Raw genomic sequence first — 16,358 nt, 5'->3', positions numbered from 1 at the left:
CGGGGAAAGATATGTCCGCTTCTGGTATGGTCAAGCTCTTTGCTGCGACTCTTACACATAGGGGCAGGAGTTCTCTACTTATTCTGTTCTTAGCCCGATCCACATCTCTTTCTGCTTTTTTTATTTTCCTTGGGCCAGGAAGTAAGATGAGGATCACCCAGATTTGCGATAAGGGATGGTGTTGTACTGCTATAGGTGAGAGTATGCTTAGAAAAGACAAAAAGAAGACCAGGTACTAGTCCTGAGTCTTCTTTTTGTCTTCCAGCTGTTCTTTGTCGGGAACCGGTTCGATATTGTCGTTATTCGACACAACCGTTTCCACGTCGTCTGCCGGGTTTTCTGATTCCTGGTCTGCTTTGGGTTTTGTTTCTTCCGGATTCATTATTTCTGTCTTTTTGTTTGTTATAGAATGATATTATGCGGGAATTGTTTGCCCGAAATAGATCAGCGGCTCTTCGTTCCCACCCCGACTGCCTCCTGAATGGGGAACCGCCCTTCGCTCGTTACAGGGTATCTTCTGAGATTATTCTGCCTCGCTATCCCTGCGGGTTATGTGTGCGTTGAGTGCGGGGTGACTGCGGGTAAAATGCTGCTTTTACCGCAGTGAACCCGCACTCAACCCGGACTCACCCCGCACTCGGAGCGAAGCAGTTAATAGACAGGAACGAAGGAGAACAGATGCTGAGAGGGCCAGGAGAGCTAAAATTATTCGATCAGAAAAGAACAGGATAGTGCCTTTAAACCTGGCCAAGTTTTTAAGTTTGCCACCGGAAATTTACATATTCATGGAAGACCAGACAAGTACCAATTCTCCATATTTCACACTCTGTCCCCTCACCAGTAAGATAACCCGGGGGAAAAGCATCCCGCCTGCTGTCCGGCGCTACAGAGTGACTAGGCGTCGCTATGTAATAGCGCGGGCTCTGATTTGCTGGTTTCCTGCCTTTTTCTTCTTCTTCAGCTCATTTGCCCAGAAGAAGAGTGTCGACATGATCCTCCACAACGCAAAAATTTATACCGCCGACAGTTCTTTTAGCGTGAAGGAAGCCCTCGCTGTAAAGGGGGAAAGATTGTGGCGACAGGCACCAGCAATGAAATACTGTCGGCTTATCAGGGCAGAGCGGTTGATGCAGGTAAAAAGGCAGTGTTCCCTGGGTTCATCGACGGGCACGCGCACTTTCTAGGATACGGACTTTCCTTAAGGGAAGTAAACCTGACAGGAACAAAGAGCTGGCAGGAGGTGATTGAAAGGGTCAAGGCCTTTGCTAACGGCAATGATGATCCGTGGATCATCGGAAGGGGCTGGGATCAGAACGACTGGAGTGTGAAGGAGTTTCCCGACAACTCTGCGTTAAATAAAGCCTTCCCCGGTCGTGCCGTCATCCTCAATCGGATAGATGGTCATGCTGCTATTGCCAATGAACACGCGCTGAAACTTGCGGGCATACAAGCCGGACAAAAAGTGGAAGGCGGGGAGATAGGCCTTGCTCATGGAGTTTTGAACGGAGTCCTCATTGATAATGCTGTGCGACTTGTGCAATCGCATATACCGGTGCCCGGGCTGGCAGAGACGGGAGATGCATTGCTGGCGGCACAGCGGAACTGCTTTTCTGTGGGGCTCACCACAGTTGCTGATTGCGGGGTGGATCACCCCCTTGTTGGTTTGGTTGACAGCCTTCAAAAGAAGGGAAGACTGAAGATGCGTTTATACCTGATGCTGTCTGACGAGCCGGCCAACTATTCGTTCCTGTTTGCGAGGGGTGCCATCAAAACCGATAGACTGAGTGTCAGATCGTTTAAGGTCTATGCCGACGGGGCGCTGGGGTCGCGCGGCGCCTGCCTGTTGGAGCCCTATCACGACAGGCCCCATGAGCTCGGCTTTTTGCTCAGCGACGCAAAGCATTTTGAGGAGGTGGCACGGAAGATCTATGAAAAAGGTTTTCAGATGTGTACGCATGCGATTGGCGATTCAGCCAATCGCGAGATCCTCCGCATATATGGAAGTGTACTAAATGGCAAGAACGATCTCCGCTGGCGAATAGAGCACGCACAAGTGGTCAGCAGTAAGGATTTCAACCAATTTGGTCTTAATAACGTCATCCCCTCCGTGCAGCCTACTCATGCCACCTCTGACATGTATTGGGTGGAGGAGAGGCTTGGACGGGCGCGTACTTCAAACGCTTATGCGTACCGAAAACTGAAGGATCAGAATGGCTGGCTGGTCCTGGGGACCGACTTTCCTGTGGAGTCAATCGACCCGCTTCTGACCTTCGCTGCGGCCACTACCAGAAAGGACCGAAATGGTTATCCAAAGGGAGGCTTTTATCCTGAGAATAGCCTCACCAGGGAAGATGCATTACGCGGCATGACGATATGGGCAGCAAGGGGGAATTATGAAGAGCGGGAAAAAGGAAGTCTGGAACCTGGCAAAGTTGCAGATTTCGTGATGCTCGATAAGGATATTATGCAAGTTGCCGATCAGGACTTGTTTCATGTGAAGGTTGTGTCGACCTGGTTAAACGGGGAGCTGGTCTATAAGAGCAGGCGCTGATAAGTTGTGTTATTAAGCCAGCTTGAGGACACGATGCGAAAGAGAGTGCTTAGGGGAGGGCAAAGCTGACCTGACGCTACGAAAAGGGTGGCATCGTTGCGGCAGATGCGAATGGATCTCCAGGAGTTAAGAGCTAAGAGGACAATACGAAAAACAGATGAGCAAGAATCGGGTTGGTGGGTGAGAAGCAGAGACTATCTTTGTATATCAGATGGCTGAGACCAGGGCGCCAGAGGGGCGACCGTTCTTTTGTACTGAGATAAGCAAGTGCTCAGCGTTGAAATACTGATGCGCTGCCCTGGCCCAAGAGGGGAGGTGTAAACACGTTTGATATCTCGGCAGTCTTTACAGATAAACGAACTATTGCAAACAGACCCGGATGGAAGAAATTACAGCAAAACTCGATTATGAGCGCGTGGCGCGCGCAATCGAATACCTGAAAGCTAATTTTAGAAGGCAGCCTGATCTGGCAGAAGTTGCTGAGGAAGTGAACCTGAGTCCGTTCCACTTCCAGCGGCTTTTCAGTAACTGGGCGGGTGTTTCGCCTAAGAAGTTTTTGCAGTACCTTAGTTTGGAGTATGCCAAGGAGATGCTCGGGAGTAAGGCCAGCCTTTTCGAGGCCTCACTGGAAACGGGGCTATCGGGACCATCAAGGCTTCATGATCTTTTCGTCAGCATTGAAGGGATGACCCCCGGCGAGTACAGGAACGGCGGACAGAGCCTGCTGATCAACTACAGTTTTTATCAGACACCATTCGGCGACGTGCTGGTGGGCTCAACAGCGAAGGGAATATGCTACCTTACCTTCCCCGATTCGGACAGAGACGCCGCCTTAAGCGGACTAAAAAGCAGCTTTCCCCAGGCCACCTATCAGGAACAATCTGATGAATTGCAGCAACGGGCACTTCAGGTTTTCGACGCAGGTTGCAGCGGTCTTCATTCTGTGAAACTGCATCTTAAAGGAACCCCTTTTCAACTGAAGGTGTGGCAGGCGTTGCTGAACATTCCGCCGGGAAAGCTCGTGACTTATTCTTCGATTTGTGCCGACATTAAGAATGAAAAGGCATGCCGCGCCGTTGGCTCTGCCGTAGGGAGTAATCCGATTGCCTATCTGATCCCCTGCCACCGGGTCATTCGTTCTACGGGCGAGTCGGGGCAGTACCGCTGGGGAGCAACACGCAAGCTGGCTATGATAGGATGGGAGGCCTCTCAGCAAGTAATCAGAGACGCCCGGGAGGTATAAGCTCTTACAGAGAGGGCATTTTTTCGTCCCAGGCGGTAAGTGGCTTCACGAAGCTCTCATGCATCATGCAGTATTTGGCAACTTTTTCGTACAACTCGTTTTCCGAGAAAGGCTTTACCACGTAGTCGTTTATTCCTTGTTGCAGGTATGCTTCAATGTCTTTCTGAGCGGTATTGGCCGTGATGGCGAGTACAGGAACGGTGGCTTTGCGCCGGTCGGGGTTTGATCTTATTTTTTTGGTGAGAGCAATTCCGTCAAGTACTGGCATATGAATATCAGTGAGTACCAGGTCGTAATTGTGTTGTACAAAAAGCTCGAGTCCCTTTCCTCCATCGCAAGCTTCATCGCAAACTACCTTCCATTTCTTCAATATCATTTTAAGAAGCAAAATGTTCATCTTGTTATCGTCTACCACCAGGAGTCGCTTATTACTGAGAAGGTCGGGGTTATCGCTAAAGACTGAGGCGGGTGTGTCGGGGATCGGTTTGAGCGTGGCCTGTTCGGCCGCCGGCTTTAAAGGAATTTCGATCCTGAAGCAGGAGCCCTCCTTTAACTTACTTTCTACTTTAATGGTTCCGTTCATTGCTTCGACGATCCTTTTGCAGATAGCAAGCCCGAGTCCGGAGCCGTTTTGTTTATCAGATTCGCCCGGTTTTATCTGGGTGAACTCGTTAAATAAGCTCGGGATGTCTTCTTTCCGAATGCCTCTGCCGGTATCTGTTACGTCAATGTTCAGCGTGTTCTTTGAAGAGAGCTTTGCCTGGATCGTCACAGTGCCCTGCTCGGTAAACTTGATGGCATTATTCACAATGTTGATGAGGACTTGCTTCAGCCGATACTCATCGCCCGAGAGGATCACGTCCTCGCTGAAGTGGACTTTCGTGGATAAACCGATGCCCTTTTTATCTGCCAGGATTTTCAGAGAAGCGGCGATTTCGGAAATTGAACGGGCTGGCGAGAAGTTCTGGTCGGAAAGGCTGAGTTTGCCCGTTTCAAGTTTTGAGAGGTCGAGGATCTCATTCACAATCTTTAATAGCAGCTCCGATGAGTGCCTGATGCCGGTAAGCTGAACGCTTTGTTCTTCGGATAGTTCACTGTTTTCGAGCTGTTCCGAAAAGCCGAGGATGGAGTTGAGCGGCGTACGGATCTCGTGGCTCATATGGGCAAGAAATTCGCCCTTTATCTTGGTCTGCCGAAGAGCGGTGTTTTTAGCAGCGACCAGTTGTTTTTCTGACTGGTAAAGTCGCCAAACGTTGAAAAGGACAATAAAGGTAAGGAGGATGGCAATGATCTGAGTGAGCTCTGATATGTTGCCCAGCTTTGCCAGGCCCTCTGTTGTATCACTTTTTAGTACTCTTGCTTTTTCTGACTTAATCCGCGATTCTGCCTTTTTCAGGTGGCGCAGTGTTTCAGAAAGGCGGTGGAGTAGTTTTTCATTTGTGCGAATGAGAGCAGTCTCCTGATCTTTCAGTTTTTGCTGGGCCAACGTCAGCTTCTTCACTGAGGCCGCAAGTTTTTGTGCTGCGGAAGATGTACGATGCCCGCCAGATGCATGGAGATAATAACTGTGCTTACTTGTTATCGTGTCAAACCGTGGCTGCTTATTGCCGATTGCTGCTGCAAGTCGCTTAAAGATTCCTTTTTTCTCAGTCTTTGCGGGACGAATAACTGTTTCTGTCCGGATGACAAGGGATGGAGTTTTATTCTTCCTATTCAGATTCCCGTTCATCTCTCTTTGCAAACTCACCCGGCTCAGTGCCTGTACTACGGAGTGCAGAGAGTCTCTGATGCTTTGAGTCCCGATGTAATATTTTGCGTGGTCTTGGCGTTCGTTGAGCAGTGAATGTAGCTCAATGCTGTCAAGTTGAGTTCGGTTCCCTTTTATAAACTGTTCTGCTGAGCGAAGCTGATTGGAGAGGTGGCCAAGTTCATTCTGGTATTCCTGCAGGTATTCTTTCTTTCCCGTGCTGGTGAATAATCTGAACTTGTTTTCCGTACGAAAAAGGCTCTCTATTGCGGCATCAACGGTATTGATGGCAATGAGGTCTTCGTTGAGGCTATCGAGTGTTTGTCTGAGGTTCGCTGATGTCTTCTGACCCTGTATTGAAAAGATCACAATGGCGGCAAGAGCGCTGGTGAAAACGGCAATAAGGACAAACAGATAAGAACGATTTGAGATAGCAGTACTTTTCACTAAGAGAATGTTTGGAGGATAAAAGTAAATACTTTGTATTAAAAATCTATAATCAATAGTTAAAGAGCGCCGGGAAGCTGATATTAACTTTAATTATCCTCAGCGGCTACTGGTTGTGGTCATAACAGTGTTTAAACATTTATGACGCAAAGATGAGTTAATGATAACGTTTTTTCGTTATTTTTGCAAATATTTCAAAATGTATATGAGTAAATTTAAAATAGTGATAGTCGGGGGCGGCTTTGCCGGTATTAATCTCATTAAGAGATTTAAAGGTGACGACCGCTTTCAGATTACTCTCGTTGATAAAAACAATTACCATTTTTTTCCTCCGCTTCTGTATCAGGTAGCGACTGCGTTTATTGAGCTTTCTAACATCAGCTATCCATTCAGGAGGATGTTTCGGGAGAAAAATAATGTGCGGTTTCATCTTGGTTCGTTGGTGAAGGTTAATCCGCAGAGCAATACAATCATGACGGATAACGGCATTCTTGAATACGACTACCTGGTTCTGGCCATGGGGACTGAAACAAACTATTTCGGTATCGAAAATGTCGAGAAAAATGCGATGCCAATGAAGACGATCGATGAAGCTCTGAACATGCGGAACCACCTGCTTCTGAACATGGAAAAGGCAGTCCGCACGAAAAGCAGGGTGGAGCGGAATCGTCTTTTAAACTTCGTGATAGCGGGCGGAGGTCCAACTGGTGTTGAACTTGCCGGAATGCTTGCCGAGATGGGCAGCAAAATTATGGTGAAGGAGTACCCGGAGATTAAGAACTTCGCGTCTCATATTTACCTGATCGACGCCGGTCCCGTTTTGTTGGCCCCGATGAGTAAAAAAGCCCAGGAAGAAGCTCATAGTGTGCTGAACAAGCTGGGTGTGAAAATTATACTGAATAAGGCCGTTAAAGATTATGATGACGGTCGCGTGATACTCAACGACGGCACCGAAATTGAAACGAATACGCTCATCTGGACATCAGGAGTAATTGCCAGGGAAGTGCCGGGATTACCGGAAAAAGTGATCGCAAGGGGCCGCCGCGTTATGGTTGATGAGTGTAATAAGGTGCTGGGATCTGATAACATTTTTGCAATAGGGGATCAGTGCCTGCAGTTAACTGATCCTGGTTACCCGAAAGGTCACCCGCAGGTGGCCCAAGTGGCTATGCAACAAGGCGCCCTCCTGGCGGAGAACCTGATGAGGAAGGTGGAGAGAAAAGAGCAGAGGGCGTTCAAGTATAAGGACAAGGGCAGCATGGCTATTATCTCAAAGTACAATGCTGCTGCTGATTTGCCTAAGTTTTCTTTCAAGGGATTCTTCGCCTGGATGGTTTGGCTCTTCATCCATATCATCCCGCTTGTTGGATTCAGGAACAAGGCCAAGCTGGCATTCAGCTGGTTTTGGTCGTTCATTACCAATGACGCCACACTGCGCCTTATTGTGCGGCCGGTGGACGAAGGGCATAAAGAAGAAGAGCGGCGCGAAGTTTATTAGAAACGGGTCGCTGCTAAAGAAAAGCATGCTGGCGTTTCGATTTTCTACCGGGCTCTTTGAGCAAAGGGCTATTTTATAATATAAAGACTACCACTTTGCTCTTTCGGTATACGGAACGCTTCGGACGCCTGACTGCTGATTGAGAGCTCAGTCGGGGGCCGGCGGGTGCTTCTGAAACCGCGGGAACAGAGCCGGCAAGACGGAGGAATGCCGAAAAGATTAGCCTTAAGCAGGCGTGTTCCTTTCTACCAGGAGAGGTTGATGCCTGCTTAAGGCTTTTTTGGTGAGCTGGGAGGGAGTGCATCTGGCTCCTGCAAGATCATCGGAAATGCAATTCTGAACCAATAGGTGTATTTTTCGGGATGGATTTTTAGGTCCTCTCTGATCTCTTCCAAAGGCATGTATTTCCAGTCTGAAACTTCCTCCGGATTGGCCATGACGTCATCACTGTATTGCCCAAGAAAGACATGGTCATATTCATGTTCTGTAAGTCCGTTTTCAAAGTCTGCACGGTAGACGAAACTGAATTTCTTTTCAATGTCGCACACGATGCCCATCTCTTCCTGCAGTCTACGTTTCGCAGCGGCGTCGGTAGTCTCGCCGGGCCGGGGATGGCTGCAACAGGCATTCGTCCAAAGATCAGGCGAGTGGTACTTGCCCGGAGCCCGCTTTTGGAGAAGCATTTCACCCAGTGCATTCAAAAGAAAAACAGAAAACGCGCGATGCAGAACGCCTTCCCGATGCGCCTGCAGCTTTTCCATGCTACCTAACTCCTCATCATTGCTGTTGACCACGACTACATCTTCGCCAGTTATCATCTTCATTTTGTTTGAAAGTAATTATTTAGACTATTAATTGTTTTTCAGAGGCCTCAATGAGATTGCTTCGCTAAAAGGACGCTTCACTACGCTCCTGAGCTCAGCAGTTGCTTTTCAGGCCTCCATGCGATACTTGCCCAGCTTGCCAACGAGAGGAAGGTGGTTTACGCGGCTTTGATCAACTTTCGGGTTCTGTTATGAACGCTTTTTTCCGAAGCCTATTGCTTCACCTTTGGCAGAGCGGGGATACGTCTTCCCTTGTTCGGGCCTCTGCCTATCATCATTCTCAAAGGCCATAAGGAATATCGAACCTTCTTCCCTGTACGTTTGTGAACCCACTCCTGAGCGATTTTTTTCTTTGTCCGGGCGCATACGGCCTGGCGGACTTAGAACCAGTTGCTTTCTTTACTTGTCCTGGGGGGAGCTTGCCACTGTTTCCTCTGGTGGAGTAACAAGAACTGGCAGCGACTGCTACAATTAAGCCAAGGGCTGTAATAATACTCTTCATACAAATTAAACATCGCGAATATATTATATGTTCGCTCTTGTTTGCGCGGAAAAAGGTCTGGAGGCAGAATAAAAGCAAAAAATTACTACTTTGTGAAGTTATGAAAGCATTTGTACTATCGTGCCTGGCGTTGCTGCAGGTGGCTCAGGTTCTTGCTCAGCAGACACAAAAGCCGCCGCTGCACGGGCGGAACTGGGTAGCCATAACAGGAAAGCCCCTTGCGGCGACTGCCGGCTCAATGGTGTTCCAAAAGGGAGGCAACGCCGTTGACGCAGCTTGTGCTATGCTTGCTGCCACCTGCACCATGTGGGATGTTCTGAGCTGGGGCGGCGAGACACAGGCGCTTATTTTCAATCCCAGGACTAAGAAAGTGATTGCGATCAATGCCATGGGTGTGGCGCCGACAGGGGCAACCGCTTCTTTTTTAATGAAAAGGGGTACAACTTTCCTCCTGAATATGGACCTCTTGCTGCAACCACGCCGGGAACGCCCGGAGGACTGATGCTGATGCTTGCTGAGTTTGGCACCCAGAGCCTTCGTGAGGTTCTTGCTCCTGCGATGCGGCTGGCGGCCGGGTATCCGATGGAAGCTCAGACGGCAAATAGCATAGAACGCAATAAGGATAAGATTAAGCAGTGGCCTTACAGCAAGGCGGTGTTTCTTACTCACCCGGGAGAGAGCAGGGAGGCTCCGGAGTCCGGTGAAATATTCGTGCAGAAAAACCTGCTTGCGACTTTAACGAAATTAGTGGAGGCCGAAACCCGCGCCTTGAAGTTGGGGAAAAGTCGGAAGCAAGCGATAATGGCGGCTTACGACCGGTTTTATAAGGGAGACATTGCCAGGGAGTTTGTCCGTGGCTGTCGGGAGCAGGGCGGACTTATCACCATGCAGGATCTCGCGCATTGGAAACCCCTTGTTGAGGAGCCGATGAGGACCAGCTACAAGGGCGTGGAAGTTTACAAGTTACAGCAGTGGACGCAGGGGCCTGCGATGCTTCAGGCACTGAATATTCTGGAGAACGTCGACCTGCGCAAGATGGGCTATAACAGCGGGGAATATATCCACACCTTATATCAGGCGATGAGTCTTGCTTTTGCCGACCGGGACTTCTACTATGGCGACCCTGCTTTTAACAAAGGCCAGCCTATGAAAGGCTTGCTGAGCAAGGAGTACGCCCGGCAAAGAGCAATTCTGATCAGGAAAGACAGGAACGATCCGCAAATAGGCCCCGGCGATCCTTTTCCTTTTGAAGGTAAGGTTAATCCCTATATTAACCTGTTAAGGTCGCGTGGATTCGAGCTGGACACTACCAGGCGTAATTTTGCTCCTCGCCATGATCTGGGGAATAGCCTTCCGGAGGATGAGTACCACGAAAAGCTCTGGCTGGGCACTACATCAGTGGAGGCTGCTGACAAAGAAGGTTGGGTTGTTTCGATAACGCCGAGCGGTGGCTGGATTCCCGCCTGTATTGCCGGAAACACGGGTGTGGGAATGAGTCAGCGAATGCAGAGCTTTGTCCTCGATTCGACTTTAAATCCCTTCAACGTAGTGGCTCCGGGGAAGCGTCCGCGCGTCACCTTAACGCCATCTCTCGCACTTAAGGAGGGCCGGCCGTTTCTGTCATTTGCCGTACAGGGAGGAGACACGCAGGAGCAGAATCTCCTTCAGTTCTTTTTGAACGTGGTGGAGTTTAACATGACGGTTCAGCAAGCAGTTGAGGCAGCAAACTTCAATACGAACCAACTGTGGCTGTCGCTTGGAGGAGTTAAGACCGCTGACCGTCAGCCCAAGGCAGGACAGGTCCTGCTGAATGAAAATACGCCTGCGGAGGTTCGTGATAAGCTGAAGGCTATGGGTTATTCAATGAGCTTTGATGATCGTACAAGCGGGCCAATTAACGCTATCTACTTCGACTGGAAGCACGGGAGCTTCTGGGGAGGTTCCAGCAATCATGGAGAGGACTATGGCATTGCCTGGTGATCGGCTCGCAGGTACGGTAAAGAAAATTTTGTTAAATTCGTGCCCGTTAAGTCCTGCTAATAAAAAAGCGAAATCGTAATGCCTGAATCTTCATTCAAAGTATCAGTAGTTATACCAATTTTTAACGAGGAAGGAAACGTGCTAAACCTCGTTACGCAACTCCGGTCTGTTATGGAGTTATATCCGGGGTATGAGGTGATCTTTGTAAATGATGGAAGCACAGACGGCACGCTTGAACGTTTGAGAGAGGTTGCAGATGCAAACACCTCGTTTAAGTACTTGTCATTCTCCCGGAACTTCGGTCATCAGAGTGCTCTTAAGGCTGGTCTTGATTATGCCTCGGGCGATTGCGTGATCTCGATGGATGGGGATATGCAGCATCCCCCTCAATTGATCCCTGATCTGATCAATAAATGGAAAGACGGCTACGATGTGGTCTATACGCTGCGACTGGACGACCCTAATCTTAGCTTTTTTAAGCGTTTTTCTGCGAGCATGTTTTACCGGATCATGAATTCCCTCTCCGACATTAGTATAGAAAAGGGGAGTGCTGATTTTCGCCTGATCAGCAGGGAGGTTTGTGATGTTATTAAGTCTCTTCCTGAAAGCCCGCTGTTTTTTAGGGGCATGATCAAGTGGGTGGGATTCAGACAAATCGGGATTGAATATATGCCTGCGGAGAGGTTTTGGGGCAAATCGAAATACTCCCTGAGCAAGATGCTCAAGTTTGCGGTCGCAGGAGTGACAGGCTTTAGTATCAAGCCTCTTCATTTTGCAACATTCATAGGTTCTGCGCTTTCCTTTTTCTCTTTTTGTTATGGCGTCTACGCCATTTTTGCCTACTTCCTGACTGATGCTACCGTGTCGGGATGGACCTCTATTCTGGCCATGATTTCCTTCATTGGAGGAGTCCAGCTCCTGATGATCGGGATTTTAGGAGAGTATCTGGGCAAACTTTTTATTGCTGCCAAGCAAAGGCCTGCTTACATCATATCAGAAAAGAAGATCTGAACAACATTCACCAACTTACATTTTTTCAAATGAAAAAAAGAAAGACTTTTTGGTTCTGGCCATCATCACTGTTTCACTTTTGTTTTTATTTCTGAGGTTCGGTACGATCACATCCGGTTATCATATGACCGATGATCAGGAGATCCTGAGGATACTTGATACCTTGTCGACGAAGTCGTATGGAGAGACCACTGTGAGTTTTATAAAAGGCGATCTGGACATCCGTTACCGGCCTGTTTATTTTGTTCACCGTATTGCTCAAGCCTCCTTGTTTGGGACTAACTTTCCAGCCTGGTCAGTTTATACGGTCGTGTTATGCGTCCTCACTTTTGGTTTTTTTATCAGGCCTGCAGAAATCTCAGGTATTCTATCGCTGAAGGTATTTTATTCCTGTCAATAACTTTTTTGGGGCCTCAGATGGCGATTTGGTGGCGCTTAGGGCCAAATGAGACGATTGGGATGTTCTTTCTCAGCTTAACTTTTTATTTTCTGAGCAAAAACCGTTCGCGCTATACCTTGAATAGTGCTTTTTTCGCAGTGTCTCTGATCCTCGCATCTTTGTCAAAAGAGAGCTTTACTATCATTATTCCTGCGGTAGTACTTTACAAGATATGGGTTGATAAGGAAACTTTTCAAATTTCATGGCGTCTGGCTTTCCGTAAGAACAGAATGGTCCTCTTGCCTTTGCTCGTGATGATCGTCAATCTTTATATGATCATTTTTGTCGTCGGCACGAATAAGATTGGCTATGCAGGTGTCGATAAGGACTTTTTTAGCAAGATAAGCCAGGTTTGGGAGGTACTGAAGAAACTCAAGATCTATTTTCTCATCCTCGCTATTTGCCTGATTGTTGCCCTTGCGGCGACCCGGTTAAAAGTAAAGCAGTCAAAAACGCTCAGGCATCTGGCGACACCACTGCTTGTGTTTCTTTTAATCACAATGCCTAACGTAGCGTTGTATGCTAAAAGCGGGATGACCGAACGGTATTTTTTGCCCGCAACAGTAGGTTTTGCGCTTGTTCTGATAGAGGTTTTAAAGGAGGTTCGCTACAAATGGCCGGTAGTTGCCATCGTTTTGGTGGGCGTTTCGATGTTTTGTCAGCGATTCCAATACCGGGAGATAAAGGATCACGCAGTCAACTTTAGGGACGAAGGGCGGGACAATAAGCTTCTTTTTGCTGGTCTGCAGGAGCATCGCAGCACAGGTCGGATTGCGCTCTTTGCTGCGGATCCGGTTACAGCAAACGAAGCAACGTTCTCAATCGTGTCATACGTCAAAAAGACAGGTGGACCACAGTTCTACGGGTATCCGGTTTTGAATCCCCTGCGGAATGAGGATGATCCTGAGTTTGTACAAGTCTTAACACGTCGGTGGACCAGCTGGTTCCCCAACAGACTCTACAAACGGGGAATGGAAAAACCTGCTCTTATCTTATTTCCGCAAAAGGAGGTCATTCCGGGCTTCTTCAGGGAATCGGGAATTGATTCGACCGGATATCGCAATACCTTGCCTGCTGAATCGCGCTATGCACTGTATGTAGAGGATGGAAGGTAGTGGTTACCTAAGGAGCTAAAACCTGAACTTCATGGCGGCTGAAGGGTACCAGCCCTCCTTTGAATAACCGGCAACAAGCCGGAATACGGTTACCTGGGCAGGAGCGAAATAAAGACCGGCGCCTGTACCATGGTGCCAGTTGTTAGATTTTTCGCCTTTTTCCCATACTCTGCCGAGGTCATAGAATGCAAGGAAGCCGAACTGCCCGGGAAGGATGTAGCTAGCCAGATCAGTCAGCTTAATACGCGTCTCGAGGTTGTTGTAAAGCATATGCTGCCCTGCGAAGCGGTACTGCCTGAATCCCATCAGGTTTCCCTGCCCTCCCAGGAAAAGTGCCTGATAAAAGGCGGTTTTGCCAAAGGAAACTCCTCCGCCGATACGTTCGGCAAGAACAATGGTTGATTTGCTGTTAAGACTCTTATAAAGCGAGGCTTCAGGGAGGATTTGGATGTATGACTTTGAGTATCCGTTCAAGCCCGTATAGCTCTGTATGCGGATGCTTACATTTGTTCCCCATGCTGGCAGCAACGGATTGTTTCTGCGGTCACTGGTAAGTTGCATGACCAGGCCGGCATGTGCTTTACTTTTCCAGATGGCAAGACTGTCGTACGATCCGATAATAGAGCTGTTCATTGTCACCCTTTCGCGGTTGTCGGCCGGGTCAGCCGTATAGTACTGGAACGAGGGGCCGATGCTGAAGCTGCCCCCTTTTTCATTTCTCCATCTGAGGGAGGGGTCCAGCAGGTAGGTGTTGAATCTGGCCCGGTAGTAACGCTTAAAGTCGCCCGTTTTATCTAGCTGGGTTTCATTGCCCCTGCCGAAAAAGTTTCGCGTATTATCGGGCGCATTGATAGCCGTGCTCAGAAGAAGGTCAGCAGAACCAAGGGCATGCACCCATTCTCCCTTGTAATCGATGGAAAAGGCTTGTGTCGAGAATGAGCGGGTGAGCATCAGCTGCTGCGTGTTAGCGTACGGCAGCTTTCTGAACCCTTCCCGCCGAATGTGTTTGAACCCAAGCCCTAACAGGAATCCGTCGTCCAGATTAAGTGCAGCGTTCAGTAGCGGCATAGTGGTGTTGTAGGGATTGACCGGAACAAAGACTGTGTTCAGACTGTCGGCGCGGATGTGAGCAGTAAAATATCTCTTATCGCCTGTTATTGCGGCGTCGCCCGGGCGCGCATAAATCTGTACCCGTTTATCAGTCTGTCCGACAGCTATGGTCTTTCTTCCTTCTTCGGCTATCAGCCGCACTTTGACCGGTGAATTGCTGAGGGCAATAGTGGCGTCATCGTTTCCCTGGCCGGTGTAGACCCTGACTTCCCTGGTGATTTTAGGATCATAACTTTTGGATACCAGTGTATCTGCCGCCTCTCCCGATTTGCCTGTTCCTGTTATAGTGAGCAGGAGTGCCCGATCAGGACCTTCCTTAATCTCTATTCTTTCGTTTTTATCACTTAAGCGAACATCTGCTATTTTATTGATGAACCGGTAATACTCATCCATGGCAGCGGGGATATTTGCCCTCCGTGTCTTTAGCGCCGCTAAAAGCCGGTCGTGTTTCATCTGGTAGGAAGGCGCAGGTAAGCGTTTTAATGCTTCTTCCAGAACTGAATCCGTCATTGCGGTTACAAACTCTCTGACAATCTGGTTCCAGCGTTCGTAGGGGAGCTGAGAGGCGGGCAAGGCATTTACAAAGCGTGTTTTAAATAAAGAATACCGTACGTCATTAATTTGTCCTTCGAACCCCTGCAGGGTAGGAGCGATCCACCTAAGCTTGGCGATCCGGGGAAAGAGGCCATCGGCAATCCGGAATACCTGATCACGATCGCGGGGGACACCGAGGTAGACTTTCCTGTCTTCTTCTTTCCTTTCTGCCCAGCGCCACTGGTCTTCGTGCCTGTCCCAGTCGCCTATCAGCAGGTCAAGCAGCCTGGCACGAAGGAAGTTTTCAGCATCGTATGTCTGCTTATTGTCTTTCTGTAGTTTGCCAAGCATCTTAAAAGTATTATCAGACTCTCCGGCAGGCTCCCGCTCTTCGAGAAGTACAACCTTGTTGACGAAGTCCTTCTCATAGATTCCAAGATTCTTATCGGGAGCAATTACGCCAATGACAGGTTTAGCGTGCGGAACTCCTGCAGCCTGTGCAAGAGGCGGGACGCTGAGCGCTGAAAACGGGTGTTGAGCGCTAAGAGCATCATCGATCCAGTCTCTGGCAAATGTTTCGCGCAGTTCAGGAGGCAACAATAGGTCAGGCGTCTTTTCAACGGACCTGATGACCCACTCCTTGCCTTCCTTGTCCTCTAGTCTAAGCGATTTGGACTGCATGCCGCCGCCTCGTTTGGAAGGGATAAGTCCTCCGTGATACTCCGAAAGGCGGATGACTGGCAGACGTGTGGGAGCAGCCCATTCTTTCCGGTAGTTCTCGCCAAAGAGCTTCCGGTGAAAGGAGCTTACCTGGTCATAGGAGGGGTGGACGGCTACCGTAACGCTGTCTCCGGAAAGCGGCGCATAGCTTTGTTCCCTCAGTCGGGAAAACGAGGTGTAGGGCTGGCTATAAGAAAAAACCGGCTGTACGCCCTGCTCCGAGTCGATATAGTACGTCAGCCTGACAGAGCGGTCAGCCATCAGGTCGGCTGTTACATAGCCCTGTGTTGCGTCTGCAAAAAGAGCGTCCTTCCCTTTTCGCGCATAGCTGTTCTTTGCTCCCGCGCCGCTTACCACCTGCAGGTGTTCTCCCTTGATCAGCTGGAGTCCATGGTCATGCCCGGCTACCCGGATTAGATTTGGAAAGCCCTTGAAGACGCCGTCTACCCGTTTAATCATGTTCTGGTAAAGGGGATGCTTCAGGTCTTCGGGGTTGGTGAACGTATTGCGGAGGAAGGGATAAAGTGATCCAAGGACCGGCAGCGGAATGTAGAGGTTCTTGTTGGCAGCGGTGAGAGGGAACAGATGGTCTTTTAACGAAAAATACCCGCCATGGGTGCCATAGGTCTTGAAAGGA

At 49.1% G+C, this 16,358-nt stretch carries 10 protein-coding genes and 1 pseudogene; 7 read left to right on the top strand and 4 right to left on the bottom strand.

Annotated features, from left to right (window positions below):
- Nucleotides 1-235: 235 nt before the first annotated feature.
- On the bottom strand, nucleotides 236-382 hold the full coding sequence (locus tag ACES2C_RS18535) for a hypothetical protein (RefSeq protein ID WP_374164546.1): 147 nt from the start codon (nucleotides 380-382) through the stop codon (nucleotides 236-238).
- A gap of 690 nt (nucleotides 383-1,072) precedes the next feature.
- Here ACES2C_RS18535 and ACES2C_RS18530 point away from each other — a divergent pair.
- Complete coding sequence (locus ACES2C_RS18530; RefSeq protein WP_374164545.1) at nucleotides 1,073-2,551, top strand: amidohydrolase; 1,479 nt, start codon at nucleotides 1,073-1,075, stop codon at nucleotides 2,549-2,551.
- Between the two features lie 379 nt (nucleotides 2,552-2,930).
- The gene (locus tag ACES2C_RS18525; protein WP_374164544.1) at nucleotides 2,931-3,794 is read left to right on the top strand and encodes a bifunctional transcriptional activator/DNA repair enzyme AdaA; all 864 of its coding nucleotides are present in this window, start codon (nucleotides 2,931-2,933) and stop codon (nucleotides 3,792-3,794) included.
- A 4-nt stretch (nucleotides 3,795-3,798) separates the two neighbouring features.
- Here the strand turns inward: ACES2C_RS18525 and ACES2C_RS18520 are convergent, their stop codons facing one another.
- Nucleotides 3,799-5,988, bottom strand: a complete 2,190-nt coding sequence (locus tag ACES2C_RS18520; RefSeq protein ID WP_374164543.1) for an ATP-binding protein — start codon at nucleotides 5,986-5,988, stop codon at nucleotides 3,799-3,801.
- A 205-nt stretch (nucleotides 5,989-6,193) separates the two neighbouring features.
- Here ACES2C_RS18520 and ACES2C_RS18515 point away from each other — a divergent pair, with 205 nt between their 5' ends.
- Nucleotides 6,194-7,486 carry an NAD(P)/FAD-dependent oxidoreductase gene (locus ACES2C_RS18515; RefSeq protein WP_374164542.1) on the top strand — a complete coding sequence of 431 codons (1,293 nt, stop codon included), beginning with the start codon at nucleotides 6,194-6,196 and terminating at the stop codon, nucleotides 7,484-7,486.
- A 269-nt stretch (nucleotides 7,487-7,755) separates the two neighbouring features.
- Here the strand turns inward: ACES2C_RS18515 and idi are convergent, their stop codons facing one another.
- Nucleotides 7,756-8,310 (bottom strand): isopentenyl-diphosphate Delta-isomerase, encoded by a 555-nt coding sequence (gene idi, locus ACES2C_RS18510; protein ID WP_374164541.1) that lies wholly within the window; start codon nucleotides 8,308-8,310, stop codon nucleotides 7,756-7,758.
- A gap of 602 nt (nucleotides 8,311-8,912) precedes the next feature.
- Here idi and ACES2C_RS18505 point away from each other — a divergent pair.
- From ACES2C_RS18505 to ACES2C_RS18490, 4 genes and pseudogenes are all read left to right on the top strand, one after another.
- Nucleotides 8,913-10,792: pseudogene (locus ACES2C_RS18505) on the top strand (gamma-glutamyltransferase family protein).
- A 78-nt stretch (nucleotides 10,793-10,870) separates the two neighbouring features.
- Nucleotides 10,871-11,803 carry a glycosyltransferase gene (locus ACES2C_RS18500; protein ID WP_374164540.1) on the top strand — a complete coding sequence of 311 codons (933 nt, stop codon included), beginning with the start codon at nucleotides 10,871-10,873 and terminating at the stop codon, nucleotides 11,801-11,803.
- 49 nt (nucleotides 11,804-11,852) lie between these two features.
- Nucleotides 11,853-12,203, top strand: a complete 351-nt coding sequence (locus tag ACES2C_RS18495; RefSeq protein WP_374164539.1) for a hypothetical protein — start codon at nucleotides 11,853-11,855, stop codon at nucleotides 12,201-12,203.
- A 17-nt stretch (nucleotides 12,204-12,220) separates the two neighbouring features.
- Nucleotides 12,221-13,357, top strand: a complete 1,137-nt coding sequence (locus ACES2C_RS18490) for a hypothetical protein (RefSeq protein ID WP_374164538.1) — start codon at nucleotides 12,221-12,223, stop codon at nucleotides 13,355-13,357.
- Between the two features lie 15 nt (nucleotides 13,358-13,372).
- Here the strand turns inward: ACES2C_RS18490 and ACES2C_RS18485 are convergent, their stop codons facing one another.
- Nucleotides 13,373-16,180: a BamA/TamA family outer membrane protein gene (locus ACES2C_RS18485; RefSeq protein ID WP_374164537.1), complete on the bottom strand. Its 2,808-nt coding sequence runs from the start codon at nucleotides 16,178-16,180 to the stop codon at nucleotides 13,373-13,375.
- Nucleotides 16,181-16,358: the final 178 nt, after the last annotated feature.

Origin of the sequence: Arcticibacter sp. MXS-1, assembly GCF_041902385.1 — a bacterium.
Classification (GTDB): domain Bacteria; phylum Bacteroidota; class Bacteroidia; order Sphingobacteriales; family Sphingobacteriaceae; genus Arcticibacter.
Note: the sequence above shows the minus strand (reverse complement) of the source record. Positions and strands in the feature narration are given on the sequence as shown.